The organism is Kitasatospora sp. NPDC001132 (assembly GCF_053598415.1).
Window position 1 is genome coordinate 1 of the sequence record NZ_JBSFKF010000060.1, and the last position, 17268, is coordinate 17268.

General features: G+C 72.2%; 14 protein-coding genes and 1 pseudogene. 13 read left to right on the top strand and 2 right to left on the bottom strand.

Translation table 11 applies throughout. The features are described 5' to 3' along the window. Nucleotides 1-41 precede the first annotated feature (41 nt). Together ACWDBE_RS37910 and ACWDBE_RS37915 are read right to left on the bottom strand one after the other, a co-directional pair. Nucleotides 42-323 carry an ATP-binding protein gene (locus ACWDBE_RS37910; protein ID WP_449810242.1) on the bottom strand — a complete coding sequence of 94 codons (282 nt, stop codon included), beginning with the start codon at nt 321-323 and terminating at the stop codon, nt 42-44. Nucleotides 324-427: 104 nt separating this feature from the next. Further along, on the bottom strand, nt 428-1612 hold the full coding sequence (locus ACWDBE_RS37915; RefSeq protein ID WP_449793145.1) for a helix-turn-helix domain-containing protein: 1185 nt from the start codon (nt 1610-1612) through the stop codon (nt 428-430). A 101-nt stretch (nt 1613-1713) separates the two neighbouring features. On the opposite strand from ACWDBE_RS37915, the gene ACWDBE_RS37920 reads away from it, so the two are divergent. The 13 genes and pseudogenes from ACWDBE_RS37920 (at nt 1714) to ACWDBE_RS37980 (ending at nt 17055) form a co-directional block, all read left to right on the top strand. Next, nucleotides 1714-2271, top strand: coding sequence for a flavoprotein (locus ACWDBE_RS37920; protein WP_449810243.1), 558 nt, complete (start codon nt 1714-1716; stop codon nt 2269-2271). 28 nt (nt 2272-2299) lie between these two features. Continuing rightward, on the top strand, nt 2300-2704 hold the full coding sequence (locus ACWDBE_RS37925; protein WP_449810246.1) for an NUDIX hydrolase: 405 nt from the start codon (nt 2300-2302) through the stop codon (nt 2702-2704). A gap of 84 nt (nt 2705-2788) precedes the next feature. Then, nucleotides 2789-3313 carry an LOG family protein gene (locus ACWDBE_RS37930; protein WP_449793143.1) on the top strand — a complete coding sequence of 175 codons (525 nt, stop codon included), beginning with the start codon at nt 2789-2791 and terminating at the stop codon, nt 3311-3313. A gap of 13 nt (nt 3314-3326) precedes the next feature. Further along, complete coding sequence (locus tag ACWDBE_RS37935) at nt 3327-4016, top strand: SDR family oxidoreductase (RefSeq protein ID WP_449793142.1); 690 nt, start codon at nt 3327-3329, stop codon at nt 4014-4016. 77 nt (nt 4017-4093) lie between these two features. Then, nucleotides 4094-5104 carry a methionine synthase gene (locus ACWDBE_RS37940; protein WP_449793141.1) on the top strand — a complete coding sequence of 337 codons (1011 nt, stop codon included), beginning with the start codon at nt 4094-4096 and terminating at the stop codon, nt 5102-5104. 19 nt (nt 5105-5123) lie between these two features. Beyond that, nucleotides 5124-7412 carry an NAD-dependent DNA ligase LigA gene (ligA, locus tag ACWDBE_RS37945; RefSeq protein WP_449793140.1) on the top strand — a complete coding sequence of 763 codons (2289 nt, stop codon included), beginning with the start codon at nt 5124-5126 and terminating at the stop codon, nt 7410-7412. A gap of 385 nt (nt 7413-7797) precedes the next feature. Further along, nucleotides 7798-9555 (top strand): annotated as a pseudogene (locus tag ACWDBE_RS37950) (putative bifunctional diguanylate cyclase/phosphodiesterase); the annotation flags it as partial. A gap of 249 nt (nt 9556-9804) precedes the next feature. Next, entirely contained in the window at nt 9805-10101 is a 297-nt protein-coding gene (gene gatC / locus ACWDBE_RS37955; protein WP_030057414.1) for an Asp-tRNA(Asn)/Glu-tRNA(Gln) amidotransferase subunit GatC, read from the top strand. A 5-nt stretch (nt 10102-10106) separates the two neighbouring features. Next, nucleotides 10107-11600 (top strand): Asp-tRNA(Asn)/Glu-tRNA(Gln) amidotransferase subunit GatA, encoded by a 1494-nt coding sequence (gene gatA / locus ACWDBE_RS37960; protein WP_392872847.1) that lies wholly within the window; start codon nt 10107-10109, stop codon nt 11598-11600. Beyond that, nucleotides 11597-11857, top strand: coding sequence for a hypothetical protein (locus tag ACWDBE_RS37965; RefSeq protein WP_449793139.1), 261 nt, complete (start codon nt 11597-11599; stop codon nt 11855-11857). Before gatA ends, ACWDBE_RS37965 begins: the two co-directional genes overlap by 4 nt. A gap of 83 nt (nt 11858-11940) precedes the next feature. Next, complete coding sequence (gatB, locus tag ACWDBE_RS37970; RefSeq protein ID WP_449793138.1) at nt 11941-13449, top strand: Asp-tRNA(Asn)/Glu-tRNA(Gln) amidotransferase subunit GatB; 1509 nt, start codon at nt 11941-11943, stop codon at nt 13447-13449. Nucleotides 13450-13708: 259 nt separating this feature from the next. Continuing rightward, entirely contained in the window at nt 13709-13867 is a 159-nt protein-coding gene (locus ACWDBE_RS37975) for a hypothetical protein (protein ID WP_158077676.1), read from the top strand. A 152-nt stretch (nt 13868-14019) separates the two neighbouring features. Beyond that, entirely contained in the window at nt 14020-17055 is a 3036-nt protein-coding gene (locus ACWDBE_RS37980) for a helix-turn-helix transcriptional regulator (RefSeq protein ID WP_449810244.1), read from the top strand. The last annotated feature ends 213 nt before the right edge of the window (nt 17056-17268 follow it).

Below are 17268 nucleotides of genomic sequence, written 5' to 3' on the forward strand. Positions count from 1 at the left end.
CAACGGCCGACTCATCCGAACCGCGCCGAACACCTACAAGATCACCCTCCCCGACGCCTTGACACCGCCGCCCAGTCCTTAACTTCGTGGCATTGAATGACCATGCGGGTCTGGCAGCCGGTCTTGAGCGCGTTGGTGGTGAGTTCGCTGACGACCACAGAGGCGTCGTCCACGAGGTCGTCCAGCCCCCACTCCCGCAGCTTGCCGGAGACGAAGCGGCGGGCAACGCCCACCGATTCCGGCAGGTGGGGAGGGCAGATGGTCGCCGGCTCCGGGGGCGGGAGGGCGGCGTTGCCCCTCGCGACGTTGGAGAGGAGGGTCATCAGTGCTTCTCCTTGGCGTAGTCATCTCGCTACGGAGAGCATCGGCACAGCAGGAGAGCCGGACTATCACTCTCTGGTGATAGTCTGGCTCCAATAAGTGATGATCAGATGCCGACCCAGTGCGCCATGCTGCTGAGGGTGCCCGGCGTCGACCGGCGTGCGGAGACGAGCCCGGCGACCGTCTCCCGCACCATCGGGTGGTAGCGCATCTGCTGGGGTGCGAGTTCCCGTGCGTGCTGCAAGGACTTCAGCGACTCGTCGGAGCGGCCGATCCACAGCTGGGCTCGGGCCACCTCGGCGAGGTGGGCGGCGATCCGTGAAGCCGGCCACTCCGCAGGCATCTGGATCTGCTCTGCGGCCCGTACGGCTTCCGCGTAGCGGTACTGCTCGGAGAGCGTCGCCACCTGGTGCACGGCCACATTGGTCGGGCCGAACGAGAGCCAGTGCACCCGGGTGGCCTCGCCCGTGATCTCGGCGATCCGCGCCGCCTCCGAGATGTGTCCTGCGGCCGTGTCGCCATCCCCGGATCGTGCGGCCAGAACAGCCGCGCCGAGGTGGAGTTGGCCCACCGCCACGTCCCGGACTCGTCCGGAGTCTGCCTGTTCGAGGGTGTGGGCGCCGACCGCGACGAGTCGCTTCCCCATCTCGTACTGGCCCGAGCGCAGGTAGACCAGCGAGCGGAGATACTGGCGAACTCCCGCGAGCACCGGGTCGGATCCGCGCTCGGCCGCCCAGGCCATCCGGTCCAGGGCCACCACGCACAGATCTGCGAAGCCCAGCTTCGTGGTGATGTCATAGGCCGTGCGATAGGTGCTGGCCAGCACCTGCCACGCCTTCTCGGAGGGCGCCAGGTGTGCGGCTGTCGTCGCCTCGGCAATCAGGGCAGGCAGCGCGCGGGCAGCGTCCTTGATGCGTGTCTCGCGGACCAGGGCGCACAACTGTTCAGCAGTGGTATGGAGTTCGCTCATCGGGCGGGCGGCGACATCGGGGTCGGCACCGAGGTCGTACAGGTCGAGTGCTTCGCGGATCGGCTGGATCAGCACATCGAGCTCGTCCTGCCGCAGCTCGGTCAGGTACGGCTGGCCGGTGAGTTCGACGGTTTGCACGGAGAGGACCCGCGCGACTGCGGCGAGCACGGCGGGTGTGGCCGGCTTGGCTCCCTGCTCGACCTTGGTGAGCATGCTGTACGAAATGTGTGCGCGAGCAGCTAGTTCACGCTGCGTCAGGTGACGAAGCTTGCGATACTGGGCGATGCGTTCGCCGGTGTGCTCGGAGGTGTGCCTGGGCATACGGAGACTCCGTTCGTAGCGACCACTGCGGACGATACTCGCCGAAGGTGGCAGTGGAAGCGCGCCGGAGCATCGCTTCCGCCAGGGGTTGGGAGTTCGGATTGACCGAGCACCGGGAGTCGTTCCTCTACATCGTCGTCTGCGCCTCCGGGATCGCCGACGGAGTGGGTGAGTTGATTGCGGCCGCCCATGCCGAAGGCTGGCAGGTCGGCGTGATCGCCACTCCCAGTGCCCTCGGCTTCATAGACCAGGAAGCCATCGAGGCGCAGACCGGCTATCCGATCCGCTCCGCCTGGCGCACGCCGAAGATCCCGCAGCCGCTGCCGCCGGCCGACGCCATCGCGGTCGCGCCGGCCACGTTCAACACCGTCAACAAGTGGGCTGCCGGCATCTCCGACACGCTCGCACTCGGCATACTCTGCGAGGCGCACGGACTCGGTATCCCCATAGCCGTCCAGCCCTACGTCAACTCCGCCCAGGCCGCCCACCCGGCCTACCCGGAGAGCCTGGCCCGCCTCCGCTCGATGGGCGTCCTGATCGGCGACTCCGTACCACACAAGCCCAAGTCCGGCGGCGGCCGCGACAAGTACAACTGGACTCACGTCCTCGACCTGCTTCGTCCGGCACTGCGGGAGAAGGGCGGTCCGGTCCGTGAGTGACGGCGCTGGGCGAGCCGCGCTCCACTCGGTGTCCGTCGCCGGGGTGGTGGTCCGTGAGGACGGGCGGGTGTTGGCGATTCGCCGAGTCGACAGCGGGACTTGGGAGCCGCCAGGTGGGGTCCTCGAACTGGCGGAGGACGTCGAGGACGGCGTGCGCCGGGAGGTCTACGAGGAGGCCGGGATCAAGGTCGGCGTGGAGCGGCTGACCGGCGTGTACAAGAACATGAGCCGCGGAATCGTCGCGCTGGTCTTCCGCTGCCGACCAGAGGGCGGCGCCGAACAACTCTCGGACGAGTCAGCCGAAGTGGCCTGGCTCACCCCGGCTGAGGTCTCCGACCTGATGGCCGACGTTTACGCCGTGCGCGTCCTGGACGCGCTCCGGGACGACACGACCCCGGCCCTGCGCGCCCACGACGGCCAGCACCTGCTCTGACCCGGCGGCCTGCTCGTCGAGCAGGCCGCCGGGCCGTAATGCCGGTGAAGTGGTGCCGCGGGGCGTGATAGACCAGACGACATTATGAATATCTGTGTCTTCTGCTCCGCGTACTCCCTCGACGACCGCTACTCCGCCCCCGCCGCGGAGTTCGCCCGGCTCCTCGGGGAGGGCGGGCACACGCTCGTCTGGGGCGGCTCGAACGCCGGGCTGATGGGCCTCCTCGCCGACGAGGTGAAGGCCGCCGGTGGCCGGACCGTCGGGGTGATGGTCGAGATGCTGCGGCACAAGGCGTACGTCGGCGCCGACGAACTCGTCTGGACCGCCGACCTCGCGGAGCGCAAGGCGGAGCTGGCCTCGCGGGCGGACGCGATCGTCGTGCTGGTCGGCGGGCTGGGCACCATGGACGAGGTCACCGAGGTGCTGGAGCTCAAGAAGCACGGCCGCTTCGACAAGCCGGTGGTCGTCCTGGACACCGAGGGCTTCTACGCGGGCCTGCGCACCCAGATGGAGCGGATGGACGCCGAGGGCTTCCTGCCCCGCCCGCTCGCCGAGCTGATCACCTTCGCGGACACGCCCGCCGAGGTCTTCGCCCAGCTCAAGGCCTGATTAGATCAAGACCATGGCTGCACATCTGATCACCGGCGCCGGCTCCGGCATCGGCGCCGTCCTCACCGAGAAGCTCGCCGAGCGCGGGGACGAGCTCTGGCTGCTGGCCCGCGACGCCCGTCGGGCCGCCGAACTGCGCGAGCGCTTCCCCGGCGCCCGCACCCTCGTCGGGGACCTCGGCGACCCGGGCAAGCTCTCCTGGGCCTTCGGCCACCAGCAGCTGCCCGTCGAGCTGGACTCGCTGCTGCACGTCGCGGGCGTGGTCGAGCTCGGCCCGGTCGGCGACCTGACCCCCAAGGCCTGGCAGGAGACGCTCAACGTCAACCTCGTCGCCCCCGCCGAACTCACCCGGCTGATGTTGCCCTCGCTCCGGCTCGCCAAGGGCCACGTGCTGTTCGTCAACTCCGGCGCCGGCCTGAACGCCCACGCCGAGTGGTCGGCGTACGCGGCCAGCAAGCACGGCCTGAAGGCGCTCGCCGACTCGCTGCGCCAGGAGGAGCACGCGGGCGGCGTCCGGGTCACCTCCGTCTACCCCGGCCGCACCGCCACCGCGATGCAGGTCAAGGTGCACCAGCAGGAGGGCAAGGAGTACGACGCCGACCGCTGGATCGAGCCGCAGTCCGTCGTCAGGGCGATCCTTGCCGCCCTGGACACCTCGCGGGACGCGGAGATCACCGACATCACCGTCCGCCCCGGGCGGTAGTGCGCCGCGTGGGAAGTCGGCCCGGCCGACTTCCCACGCGTTCAGCCTGGCCCGTCCGGCTGAGTAGGCTCGGACGGGTGAGCACCCCACACCCCTTCCCCGACCTGCGCGGCGCCGCCACCGGCGTCGGCTCGCTGCCCGGCACCGACGCCCGGGAGGCGGCCAAGACGTCCACCGGCGCCCTGGAGCACCTGCCGTTCCTCCCCGAGCTGCCCGCGCGCGGACCGGGCGCCGACATGATCGGCCGCGGCGCCGGCCTGCTGGTCGAGCTGTTCGCGCAGACCGAGCCGAGCGGCTGGCGGTTCACCGACCGTCCCGGTCGGGACACCCGGCGCGCCCACTCCTGGCTCGGCGAGGACCTGGACGCCCTGGAGGAGTTCACCCAGGGCCACCAGGGCGCGCTCAAGGTCCAGGCCGTCGGCCCCTGGACGCTCGCCGCGAGCATCGAGCTCAAGTACGGCGAGAAGGCGCTCTCCGACCCCGGCGCCTGCCGCGACATCGCCGGCTCGCTCACCGAGGGCCTGCGCCGCCACCTCGCGGACGTCCGCAAGCGGGTGCCCGGCGCCGAGGTCGTGCTGCAGCTGGACGAGCCCTCGCTGCCCGCCGTGCTGGCCGGGTCGGTGAAGACAGCCAGCGGCTTCCAGCGGCTGCGCGCCGTCGACCGGCAGGTCGCCGAGGAGGTGCTGCGGGAGGTGGTCCGCGGCCTGGACGCGCCCGTCGTCGTGCACAGCTGCGCCCCCGACGTCCCGGTCCCGCTGCTGCGTCGGGCCGGGGTCGCCGGGATCTCCCTCGACTTCTCCCTCCTCACCGAGCGCCAGGACGACGACCTCGGCGAGGCCGTGGAGGGCGGCACGATGATCCTCGCTGGTGTCGTCCCCGCCACTGACCAGGCGGTGTCCGACCCTGCCGGTAGTGTCCAGGGTGTCAGGACCCTGTGGCGCAGGCTCGGGTTCGCCCCGGAGCTGCTGGGCCGTCGCGTACTGGTGACGCCGACCTGCGGGCTGGCCGGGGCCTCCCCGGCGTACGCGCGCAGGGCGCTGTCGTCCGCGGTGCGGGCGGCGCAGAGCCTGGTGGACAACCCGGAATGAGAACGTAGGAGGGCTTGCGGTGACGGCTGTCGAGGGCTGGGAGGACGTCCCGGCGGAGGTGCGCAGGCGGCACGTCGAGCTGGCGAAGGAGATCACCGATCACCGCGCCCGGTACTACGAGCAGGACGCTCCGGTCATCAGCGACGCCGAGTTCGACGCGCTGATGCGGGAGCTGGAGGGCCTGGAGGCCGAGCACCCGGCCCTGGTCACCCCGGACTCGCCGACCCAGCGGGTCGGCGGCGCCCCCATCGCGCTGTTCGCCGAGGTCGAGCACCGCGAGCGGCTGCTCAGCCTGGACAACGCGATGGACGACGAGGAGCTGGCCGCCTGGGCCGAGCGGGTCGCCACCGAGCTGCACGGTATCGACTACCACTACCTGTGCGAGCTCAAGGTGGACGGTCTGGCCGTCAACCTCACGTACGAGAACGGCCAGTTGGTGCAGGCGGCGACGCGCGGCGACGGCCGGGTCGGCGAGGACATCACCGCCAACGTCCGCACCATCAAGGAGATCCCGCACCGGCTCAAGGGCGAGAACGTCCCCGAGCTGGTCGAGATCCGCGGCGAGGTCTACTTCCCGACCGAGGCCTTCGACGCGCTCAACGCCTCCTTCGCGGAGGAGAACGAGCGCCGCCGGCAGGAGAACGAGCAGCGCGCCAAGGAGGGCAAGCGGCCCCGGGCGATGATCCGGCTGTTCATGAACCCCCGCAACGCCGCCGCCGGTTCGCTGCGCCAGAAGGACCCGCACGTCACCGCCTCCCGCCCGCTGCACATGGTGGTGCACGGCATCGGCGCCCGGGTCGGCTTCGACATCGACAACCAGTCGCACGCCTACCAGTTGCTGCACGACTGGGGCCTGCCCACCGCCCGGCACAACAAGGTGGTGCGGACGCTCGACGAGGTGCGGGCCTTCATCAAGCACTTCGGCGAGCAGCGGCACTCGGTCGAGCACGAGATCGACGGCGTCGTGGTGAAGGTGGACGAGATCGCCCTGCAGGGCCGGCTCGGCGCCACCTCCAAGTCCCCGCGCTGGGCGATCGCCTGGAAGTACCCGCCGGAGGAGGTCACGGGCAGGCTCGCCGAGATCCGGGTGGGCATCGGCCGCACCGGCCGGGCGACGCCGTTCGCGGTGCTCGCCGAGCCGGTGAAGGTGGCCGGCTCGATGGTGCAGTACGCGACGCTGCACAACCAGGAGATCGTCAAGGCCAAGGACGTCCTGCTCGGGGACACCGTGGTGCTGCGCAAGGCCGGTGACGTCATCCCGGAGATCCTCGGCCCGGTCTACGACCTGAGGGACGGCACCGAGCAGGCCTTCGTGATGCCCTCGCACTGCCCGGAGTGCGGCACCGAGCTGCGGCCGATGTCCGAGGGGGACATCGACCTGCGCTGCCCCAACGCGCAGCACTGCCCGGCGCAGATCCGGGAGCGGATCGCCTTCCTCGGCGGGCGGTCCTGTCTGGACGTCGAGGGGCTCGGCTACGTCGCGGCCACCGCGCTGACCCAGCCGCTGGAGCCGGCCGAGGCGCCGGTGCGCAACGAGGCCGACATCTTCCGGCTGACGGAGGAGAAGCTGCTGCCGATCAAGGTGCTGGTCCGGGACCCGAAGACGGGCATGCCCAAGCTGGACGACCGGACGGGCAAGGAGAAGGAGGTCTTCTTCTTCGCCACGACCAAGGGCGAGCCGAAGAAGTCGCTGCAGCTGCTGATCGACAACCTCGCGGCGGCGAAGGAGCGGCCGCTCTGGCGGTTCGTCAACGGCCTGTCGATCCGGCACGTCGGCCCGGTGGCCGCGCAGGCGCTGGCCCGCGAGTTCCGCGACCTGACGAAGATCTTCGAGGCGAGCGAGGAGCGGCTGGCGGCCGTCGAGGGGGTCGGCCCGACCATCGCCCGCTCGATCCGGGAGTGGTACGCGGAGGAGTGGCACCGGGAGATCCTCGCGAACTGGGCGGCCGACGGCGTCCGTTTCACCGAGGAGTTCGCCGAGGAGGAGGGGGCGGAGCGCCCGTTGGAGGGCCTGACCGTGGTGGTGACCGGCACCCTGGCCGGCCACACCCGGGACGGCGCCAAGGAGGCGCTGACCACGCGCGGAGCGAAGGTGACCGGTTCGGTTTCGAAGAAGACCGACTTCGTGGTCGCCGGTGACAACCCAGGGTCCAAGTACGACAAGGCCGTTCAGCTCGGCCTGCCGGTCCTGGACGACGCGGGGTTCGCCGTGCTGCTCGCCGACGGGCCGGCCGCCGCCCGCGCCCACCTGGGACTTCCGGAGCCGGAGGAGGCCGTGGAGGTGGAGAAGAAGCCCGTCGAGGACTGATCCCGAGCCGACCCGAGCGGTCCGTGACCGCATCGGTGTTGTTATCGTCCTGATGCAGCGTCACCGGGTGCCACACAGTGAAAGCGGGCATTGTGTCACTGTGCGACACCCGAGCGCGGTGGCGTGTTTCCGGTTGTCCGAAAGTCTGCCCACCGGGTGGAGCCCGGCATACCCTGGAGCGCAACAGAATGTCAGCAGGGGTGGGGGCGCCGGCTGGGCCGGTGCTCCTCGGGGTCGCTCCATGCCCGGCAGCTGTCGGTACCGGCACGGTGCCTCACCGTAAGGCGGCCTGACGGGGCGGGCCCGACGGAGGACAGGGCTTATGGATCGTACGACCGGCGGTGCGCCCACACGCCCGCCGCAGGGGGTGGCGGGTGCGGTCCTGCTGCTCGGCGTGCTGCTGGCCGGAGCCGCGCCGCTCATCCCGCTGGCCGTCCTGGTCTACCGGTACGAACCCGAGTTGCTGCCGCTGTTCGCCGTGCCCCTGGCGGTGCTGGTGGCGGCCTGGCGGATCGCCCGGGACCGCGCCCGGGACCAGCTGAGCGACCCGCTGACGGATCTGCCCAACCGTCAGGCCCTGCTGCTGGCCGCCCAGGAGGCGATCGCGGAGTGCGAGCAGGGCTACAGCGTCGGTCTCATCCTGCTCGACCTCGATCGCTTCCGATCACTCAACGACACACTCGGTCATACGGCCGGTGACCGGCTGCTGGTTCACATCTCCCGCCGGCTGCACCGGGCCCTGCGCTCCGGCGGCCCGGCCGGCAGCGCCACCCGGGAGTCCATCGACGACGTCTTCGCCGGGCTGCCCCGGCACTACCGCCGCGGCCGCCCGATGGTGGCCCGGATGGGCGGCGACGAGTTCGCCGTCCTGCTGCCCGGCATCAACTGCCCGGACAGCCTGGAGCGGGTCGCCAAGGCGCTGATCGCCGAACTGGCCGCCCCGATCCGGCTGGACGGGCTGCTGCTCGTCCTGGAGGCCAGCGCCGGCGTCTGCGTCTACCCGCAGCACGCCCAGGACGCCGAGGCGCTGCTGCGCCGGGCCGACGTCGCGATGGGCCATGCCCAGCGCGGGTGCAGCGGCGTCGCCCAGTACGACGAGACCCAGGACGCCGACACGCCGTACCGGATCGGACTGCTGGGGGACCTGCGCAGGGCGCTGGAGACCGGCGAGGTGCAGCTGCACTACCAGCCGAAGGTGGCCTTCGACGGCCGGGTGGTCGGCCTGGAGGCGCTGCTGCGCTGGGAGCGGCCCGGCCAGGGAAAGGTCTCGCCGGACGAGTTCGTCGGGCTCGCCGAGTCCAGCGGACTGATGCCCCGGCTCACCGACTACGTGCTGGAGGCCGCCGTCGGCCAGCTCGCGTACTGGCGCGACCAGGGCCTCCAGGTGCAGGTCGCGGTCAACGTCTCGCCGCGCGACGTGCTCAACCCGGGCTTCGCCCAGCGGGTGGCCGGTCACCTCGTGCGCCACCAGGTGCCGGCCCACGCGCTCCAGCTGGAGATCACCGAGCGGCTGCTGCTGGACGACTCCCGGCGGGCCGCCGACACCCTGGCCGAGCTGCGCGGCTACGGCGTCGGGATGTCCCTGGACGACTTCGGCACGGGGCACTCCTCGCTGGTGCGGCTGCGCAGCCTGCCGGTCGGCGAGCTGAAGATCGACCGCTCCTTCGTCTCCCGGATGGTCGCCGACGACCACGACGCGGCGGTGGTCCGGTGCTCGGTGGAGCTCGCCCACTCGCTGGGCCTGACAGTGGTCGCCGAGGGCGTCGAGGACGACGAGACCTGGGAGCGGCTGCACTGCATGGGCGTGGACGCCGTCCAGGGCTGGCTGGTGTCGGCGGCGCTGCCGGCCGAGCAGGCCACCGCCTGGCTGCGGGTGCACCGCACCGGCGCCCCGCCGGTGGAGCGGCTCGGCGTGCCGCCCCAGCTGCATGCCGGCTTCCGACCGGGCCAGGGCGCCCAGCCGGCCGGGCCGCCGGTGCTGCCGCCGACGCTCCCGCCCGTCCGGCCGCCGGTCGCCCCGCCCCCGCTGCCGCCGGTGGCGCAGATGGTGCAGGCCGCGCACCGGGAGGTCGAGCAGCAGGGGTGCGCCGCCGCCCGCACCCAGCCGCAGCAGCGCCCGCCGGACGCCGCCGTCCGGCGGTGACGGCGGCCGGTGGGCGAACCGGCGGAGGAGGCGGCGGACGAACGGGTGGAGCTACCGGTGGACGCCCCGGTGGACGACCGTTGACGGGGGCCTCGGCTCACTCGTTGGCCGGGGTGGGGGACGGGCCCCATAGGATGGGGTCCAAAGACCACGAGGACGGAGCGCCGAACCCGGCTGCTCCTGCCCGGGCCCGGCACCGCCCGCAAGGCACCGCCGGGTCTCACCAGAACTCACCCTGAGGATCGCTGCATGCCTGGCATCACGCGCGAGGAGGTCGCCCACCTCGCCCGGCTGTCGCGTCTTGAGCTGAAGCCCGAAGAGCTGGACCACTTCGCCGAGCAGCTCGACGTGATCATCGGCGCGGTCGCCCGCGTTTCCGAGGTCGCCGGACAGGACGTCCCGCCGACCTCCCACCCGCTGCCGCTGACCAACGTCATGCGTGCGGACGAGGTGCGGCCGTCGCTCACCCCGGAGCAGGCGCTGTCCGGCGCCCCCGCCGCCGAGGAGCAGCGTTTCCGTGTGCCGCAGATCCTCGGGGAGGACTGACCGAGATGACCGAGCTGATCCGTTTCACCGCCGCCGAGACCGCGAGCGCCATCGCCAAGGGCGAGGTGTCCGCCGTCGAGGTCGCGCAGGCCCACCTGGACCGCATCGACGCCGTCGACCAGAAGGTCAACGCCTTCCTGCACGTCGACACCGAGGGCGCGCTGGCCGCGGCCAGGGCCGTCGACGAGAAGCGCGCCAAGGGCGAGGAGCTGGGCCCGCTGGCCGGCGTCCCGCTCGCGCTCAAGGACGTCTTCACCACCAAGGGCATCCCGACCACCTGTGGCTCGAAGATGCTCGAGGGCTGGATCCCGCCGTACGACGCCACCCTGACCAGCCGTCTCAAGGACGCCGACGTCGTCATCCTCGGCAAGACCAACATGGACGAGTTCGCGATGGGCTCCTCCACCGAGAACTCCGCGTACGGCGTGACCGGCAACCCGTGGGACCTCTCCCGCATCCCCGGCGGCTCCGGCGGCGGTTCGGCCGCCGCGCTGGCCGCCTTCGAGGCCCCGCTGGCGATCGGCACCGACACCGGCGGCTCGATCCGCCAGCCCGGTGCCGTCACCGGCACCGTCGGCGTCAAGCCGACCTACGGCTCGGTGTCCCGCTACGGCCTGGTGGCGTTCTCCAGCAGCCTGGACCAGGGCGGCCCGTGCGCCCGCACCGTGCTGGACGCGGCCCTGCTGCACGAGGCCATCGCCGGGCACGACCCGCTGGACTCCACCTCGATCGACGCGCCCGTCCCGGCCGTGGTCGAGGCCGCGAAGATGCGCGACATCCGCGGCATGCGGATCGGCGTCGTCAAGGAGTTCGCCGGCGAGGGCTACCAGGCCGGCGTGATGCAGCGCTTCAACGAGTCGGTGGAGCTGCTGCGCGAGCTGGGCGCCGAGGTCGTCGAGGTCTCCTGCCCGTCGTTCACCCTGGCGCTGCCGGCGTACTACCTGATCGCGCCGAGCGAGTGCTCCTCCAACCTGGCCCGCTTCGACGCGATGCGCTACGGCCTGCGGGTCGGCGACGACGGCAGCCGCTCGGCCGAGGAGGTCACCTCCCTGACCCGCGAGGCCGGCTTCGGCCCCGAGGTCAAGCGCCGCATCATCCTGGGCACCTACGCGCTGTCCTCGGGCTACTACGACGCCTACTACGGCTCGGCCCAGAAGGTCCGCACGCTCATCTCGCGCGACTTCGACGCCGCCTTCGCGGGCGTGGACGTCCTGGTCTCGCCGACCACGCCGACCACCGCCTTCCCGATCGGCGAGCGCGCCGACGACCCGATGGCGATGTACCTGGCAGACCTGTGCACGATTCCGTCGAACCTCGCGGGCAACGCGGCCATGTCGCTGCCGGTCGGCCTGGCGCCGGAGGACAATCTCCCGGTCGGCCTGCAGATCATCGCACCCGCGATGGCGGACGACCGCCTGTACCGCGTGGGCGGCGCCGTCGAGGCCGCGCTCAACGACAAGTGGGGGCACACCCTGCTGGAGGAGGCACCGGCACTGTGAGCAAGATCGAGAAGGCCAAGTCCAAGTCCGCTTCGCTCAAGGGCTTCAAGCACAGCAAGCCCGGCCTGTGGCTGTCCATCGGCACCAGCGCGTTCGGCGCGATCTCCGTCGTCAAGGACGTCCGCAGGGCCCGCGAGGAGAACGACACCCTCAAGCTGGTCAACGCCCTGGTCGGCGCGGCCGCGCTGGTCACCGGCACGGCCCTGCTGGTGCGCGAGCTGCGCCGGCTGGGCTCCGACGACGTGCTGCTGGGCTGAGCCGAGCTGAGCGCCCCGGCCCGGCCCCGCGCGATGCGGCGGCCGGGCCCGTACCTCCCAAGCTTCAAGTGAGAAGGGACGCTGTGAGCGTCATGAACCTGGTCTCCTACGAGGACGCTCTCGCGTCGTACGACCCGGTGATGGGCCTTGAGGTCCACGTCGAGCTGGGTACCAAGACCAAGATGTTCTGCGGTTGCTCGACCGAGCTGGGCGCCGAGCCGAACAGCCAGACCTGCCCGACCTGCCTGGGCCTGCCGGGTTCGCTGCCGGTGGTCAACGCGGTCGGCGTGGAGTCGGCCGTCAAGATCGGCCTGGCGCTGAACTGCGAGATCGCCGAGTGGTGCCGGTTCGCGCGGAAGAACTACTTCTACCCGGACATGCCCAAGAACTTCCAGACCTCGCAGTACGACGAGCCGATCGCCTTCAACGGCTACCTCGACGTGCAGCTGGAGGACGGCTCGACCTTCCGGGTGGAGATCGAGCGCGCCCACATGGAGGAGGACACCGGCAAGTCCAGCCACGTCGGCGGGGCCACCGGCCGCATCCACGGCGCCACCCACTCGCTGCTCGACTACAACCGGGCCGGCATCCCGCTGATCGAGATCGTCACCAAGCCGATCGTCGGCGCCGGCGAGCGCGCCCCCGAGGTCGCCAAGGCGTACGTCGCCGAGCTGCGCGAGGTCATCCGCTCGCTCGACGTCTCCGAGGCCCGGATGGACAAGGGCCAGATGCGCTGCGACGTCAACCTGTCGCTGCGCCCGAACGGCACCGAGACCTTCGGCACCCGCTCGGAGACCAAGAACGTCAACTCGCTGCGCAGCGTGGAGCGGGCCGCCCGGTTCGAGATCCAGCGGCACGCCACGGTGCTGACCGACGGCGGCACCATCGTCCAGGAGACCCGCCACTTCCACGAGGACAACGGCACCACCACCTCGGGCCGGATCAAGGACAACGCCGAGGACTACCGCTACTTCCCCGAGCCGGACCTGGTGCCGGTGGCCCCCGCCCGCGAGTGGGTCGAGGAGCTGCGCGCCGCCCTGCCCGAGCTGCCGCGGGTGCGTCGCGCCCGGCTGCAGGCCGAGTGGGGCCTGTCCGACAAGGACATGCAGTCGGTGCTCAACGCCGGTGCGGTGGGCCCGATCCAGGAGACCATCGCGGCCGGTGCCCCGGCCGACCAGGCCCGCAAGTGGTGGATGGGCGAGCTGGCCCGCCGCGCCAACGAGACCGGCACCGAGCTCAGCGAGCAGCCGATCACCCCGGTGCAGGTCGCCCGGGTCGCCGCGCTGGTCGCCGAGGGCAAGCTGAACGACAAGCTGGCCCGCCAGGTCATCGAGGGCGTGCTGGCCGGCGAGGGCGAGCCGGACGAGATCGTCGAGAAGCGCGGCCTGGCCGTGGTCTCGGACGACTCCGCGCTGGGCGCCGCCGTCGACCAGGCCATCGCCGAGAACGAGGCGATCGCCGCCAAGATCCGCGACGGCAAGGTCCAGGCCGTGGGCGCGCTGGTCGGCGCGGTCATGAAGGCGACCCGCGGCCAGGCCGACGCTGCCCGGGTGAAGGACCTGATCCTGGAGAAGCTGGGCGTCTCCGCCTGAGCAGCCTCTGAGCGCCGCCTGGCTTGTCAAGCCTGCCTTCCTAAGGCGCCTAAGGCATCTAAGGCTCTCTAAGTAAGGCCTAAGGCCCTGCCTCACCTATGTATCTAGGTGAGGCAGGGCCTTAAACCTTTCTTGGCGACCGATCTAAGGCAGCTGGGTCCCGGAAGATGCGGCAGGCTCCCGATGCGGCACCCCCCACTGGCAGAGGAAGCTCTTACCTGTCAGCGAGACGGAGTGAGAACCCGAGGGGGAACCGGAAATGATCGAGTACCAGACCTTCCAGCAACAGGCCCACGAACTCGTGGCCCGCGCCGAGCACGAGCGCCTGGTGCGCGAGGCCAAGGAGGCCCGCCGACTGCGGCAGCGCCCGGTGGCCGCCCGCTTCCAGCGGCGCCCCGTGCGTCGGCCCGAATGCTGACGGTACGGCACCACGACGGTGCCGAAGGAGCTCCGGAGGGGGAGACGCCGCGAACGGGCGTCTCCCCCTCCGGGCGTTCGGGCCCGGAACCCCGTTCGCCTGGGGAGATAACCCCTCGGCCGGGCCCCACCGGCTATGGCATGCTCGCCTCCATGCAGCAGACATCGGTCAGCCCCGTCTTCGTCGGCCGCGGCAGCGAGATCACCGAGCTGACCGACGCGCTGCGCCGCGCGGGCACCGGCAGTCCGCAGGCCGTCCTGATCGGCGGCGAGGCGGGGGTCGGCAAGACCAGGCTGCTGGAGGAGTTCCTGGAGCGGGCCGCGGCCCAGGGGGCGGTCACCACGCTCGGCAGCTGCCTGGAGGTCGGCGCCGAGGGCCTGCCGTACGCGCCGCTGGCCGCCGCGCTGCGACGGCTGCACCGCTCGCTCGGCCCCGAACTGGAGGCCGCCGCGGCCGGCAGCGAGAGCCATCTCGCCCTGCTGCTGTCCGAGTTCGGCGAGGTGGACGGCGAACCCAACGACGAGTACAGCCGGGCCCGGCTGTTCGAGCACACCGCGAGGCTGTTCGAGCGGCTCGGCGCGGAGCGTACCCTCGTCCTCGCCGTCGAGGACCTCCACTGGGCCGACCGCTCCACCCGCGAGCTGCTCGCCTTCCTGGTGCGCACCCTGCACCGTTCCCGGGTGCTGCTGGTCGCCACGTACCGCACCGACGACCTGCACCGCCGGCACCCGCTGCGCCCCTTCCTGGCCGAACTCGAACGGCTGCGCACCGTCCAGCGGCTGGAGCTGGCGCGGTTCGGCCGGCGCGAGGTGGCCGCCCAGCTGGCCGGCATCCTCGGCACCGCCGCCCCCGACCGCCAGCTGGTGGACCGGATCCACCGCCGCTCGGAGGGGAACCCGTTCTTCGTCGAGGAGCTGGCCACCGCCTTCGAGGACGGCTTCGGCGCCGGGCTGACCGACTCGCTGCGGGACATCCTGCTGGTGCGGGTCGAGGGCCTGGACGAGGAGGCCCAGCGGGTGGTGCGGATCGCCGCCGAGGGCGGAACGCACGTCGAACACGCCCTGCTGGCCGCCGTCCTGGACGACGAGGAGGCGCTGATCGAGGCGCTGCGGGCGGCCGTCGGCGCCAACATCCTGCGCCCGGACAGCGAGGGCGAGGGCTACCGGTTCCGGCACGCGCTGGTCCGCGAGGCGGTCTCGGACGACCTGCTGCCCGGCGAACGGCACCGGATCAACCGCAAGTTCGCGCTCGCGGTGGAGGCCCAGCCGCAGCTGGTCCCCGGCGACGCGCTGGCCGCCCGGCTGGCCAACTACTGGTACCACGCGCACGATCCGGCCCGCGCCCTGCCGACCGCCCTGGACGCCGCCCGCGCGGCCCGCCGCCGCAACGCCTTCGCCGAGCAGCTCGGCATGCTGGAACGGGCCCTGGAACTGTGGGACCTGGTCTCCGAGGAGGTGCTGGCGCACACGCGCCCCTACGACTGGGCCGAGACCTACCCGCCCGGCTCCCGGGACCACGACGCCGCGGACGAGGACTGCGACCGGATCCAGCTGGAGGACGTGCTGGCCGAGGCGGTGGTCGCGGCCCGGCGCAGCGGCGACCGTGAGCGCGGCCTGAGCCTGGCCAAGCGCGGCATCCGACTGGTCGACGAGGTGGAGCACCCGGTGCGGGCGGCCTGGTTCCGGATCAACCGGGCCCGGATGCTGGGCAGCCTGCGCCGCTCCGGGGACGAGGAGGAGATCGCCCACGCCCACCGGCTGGTGGAGCACCTGCCGCCCTCCGCCGTGCAGGCCGAGGTGTTCGCGCTCAGCGCCAACTCCGCCATGCTCAAGACCCCGGGGCCCGAGCACATCGAGCTGGCCGAGCGGGCGATCCGGATCGCCCAGGAGGTCGGCGCCCACTCGGTCGAGGTGCACGCCCGGATGACCCTCGGCGGCCTGCGCTACGACGTGCAGGGCGACGCCGAGGGCGGGCTGGCCGAACTCGCCGGCGCGGTCGAGCGGGCCCGCCTGCTGGGCGTGCCCGACCTCCTGCTGCGCGGCATCAACAACCTGGCCAGCATGCAGCGCGGGCTGGGCCGGCCCGAGGCTGCCGTCCGGCTGGCCAGGGAGGGGCTGGAGTTCGCGGACGGCAACGGCCTGCTGCGCAACATCGGCGCCATCCTGACCGGCAACCTGGTCGAGGCGCTGACCGACCTCGGGCGGGTGCGGGAGGCGACCGAGGTGCTGACCGGCTACGAGTCGACCAGCCTGACCGGCACCCACGCCGAGTTCCTGGACCGGATGCGCGGCGACCTCGCCCTGCTGGCCGGGGACCTCACGACCGCGGCGGCCATGCTGGCGCAGGCCCGGGCGGCCAACCGGATCGGCCAGGTCCAGCACAGCGTGCCGATCAGTCGGCTGGCGATCCGGATCGCGGCGCTCGGCGGGCGGCCGCTGGAGGCCCGGGACGAACTGCTCGCCGTGCTCGCGGAGGACGGCAGGACCGGCACCGAGTCCGACGTCTACCCGCTGCTGGCCGAGGCGGCCGCGGTGGAGGCGGACAGCCGGGGCCTGCCGCAGGCCGAGGCGGGCCGGCCCGGGGCGCTGGCCGCGATCGCCGCGGCCGCCGCCGAGCTGCGGCCGAGGGCCCCGCTGCACCACGGCTGGGCCCGGCTGCTGGAGGCCGAACTGGCCCGGGCCGAGGGCGCCGACACCCCGCGGGAGTGGGCCGCCGCGGTCGAGGCGCTGCGGCCGACCGGCCTGCCGTACCCGCTGGCGCTCGCCCTGCTGCGGGCCGGCGAGGCCGAGGTGCAGGCCGGCCGGCGCGAGGCCGGCGCCGAACTGCTGCGCGAGGCGGCCGAACTGGCGGCCGTCCGGGACGACCGGCCGCTCGGCGGGCAGATCTCCGCGCTGGCCGAGCGGGCCGGGCTGAGCCTCGCCCCGGCCGAGCGGGCGGCCGCGGTGCCGGCCCAGGCCGCCGGGGACTCCTTCAACCTCACCCCCCGTGAGCGGGACGTGCTGCGACTGCTGGCCCGCGGCTGGACCAACCGGCAGATCGCCGAGGAGCTGTACATCTCTCCGAAGACCGCGAGCGTGCACGTCTCCAACATCCTCGGCAAGCTCGCGGTCGGCGGCCGGGGCGAGGCGGCGGCGCTGGCGCACCGGCTGCGGCTGTTCCCGGACGACCTGGCCTCCTCCGGCCGTTGAACGGGGCGCCGGCACGGGCCCGGACCGGCTCCGGCCGGTCCGGGCCCGCCGTTCGTCCACCCTGGCACCGGTGTTCGGGCGCCTCCCCGTGCTCCCGTGCGCGCCGCGTGAGCCCCCGCCCGCGCGCCGCCGCCAACCGGGCCGATCCGTAGGAATCGGGGGCATTTCCCCACCCTTCCGCCATTACTCTAAGTTGAGTGTGTGTGTCATTGA

What these genes read in the sequence shown, in the direction of transcription:
- ACWDBE_RS37910 (WP_449810242.1), bottom strand. Translation starts at nt 323, where the DNA reads ATGACCCTCCTCTCCAACGTCGCGAGGGGCAACGCCGCCCTCCCGCCC.
- ACWDBE_RS37915 (WP_449793145.1), bottom strand. Translation starts at nt 1,612, where the DNA reads ATGCCCAGGCACACCTCCGAGCACACCGGCGAACGCATCGCCCAGTAT.
- ACWDBE_RS37930 (WP_449793143.1), top strand. Translation starts at nt 2,789, where the DNA reads ATGAATATCTGTGTCTTCTGCTCCGCGTACTCCCTCGACGACCGCTAC.
- ACWDBE_RS37935 (WP_449793142.1), top strand. Translation starts at nt 3,327, where the DNA reads ATGGCTGCACATCTGATCACCGGCGCCGGCTCCGGCATCGGCGCCGTC.
- gatC (WP_030057414.1), top strand. Translation starts at nt 9,805, where the DNA reads ATGCCTGGCATCACGCGCGAGGAGGTCGCCCACCTCGCCCGGCTGTCG.
- gatA (WP_392872847.1), top strand. Translation starts at nt 10,107, where the DNA reads ATGACCGAGCTGATCCGTTTCACCGCCGCCGAGACCGCGAGCGCCATC.
- ACWDBE_RS37975 (WP_158077676.1), top strand. Translation starts at nt 13,709, where the DNA reads ATGATCGAGTACCAGACCTTCCAGCAACAGGCCCACGAACTCGTGGCC.
- ACWDBE_RS37980 (WP_449810244.1), top strand. Translation starts at nt 14,020, where the DNA reads ATGCAGCAGACATCGGTCAGCCCCGTCTTCGTCGGCCGCGGCAGCGAG.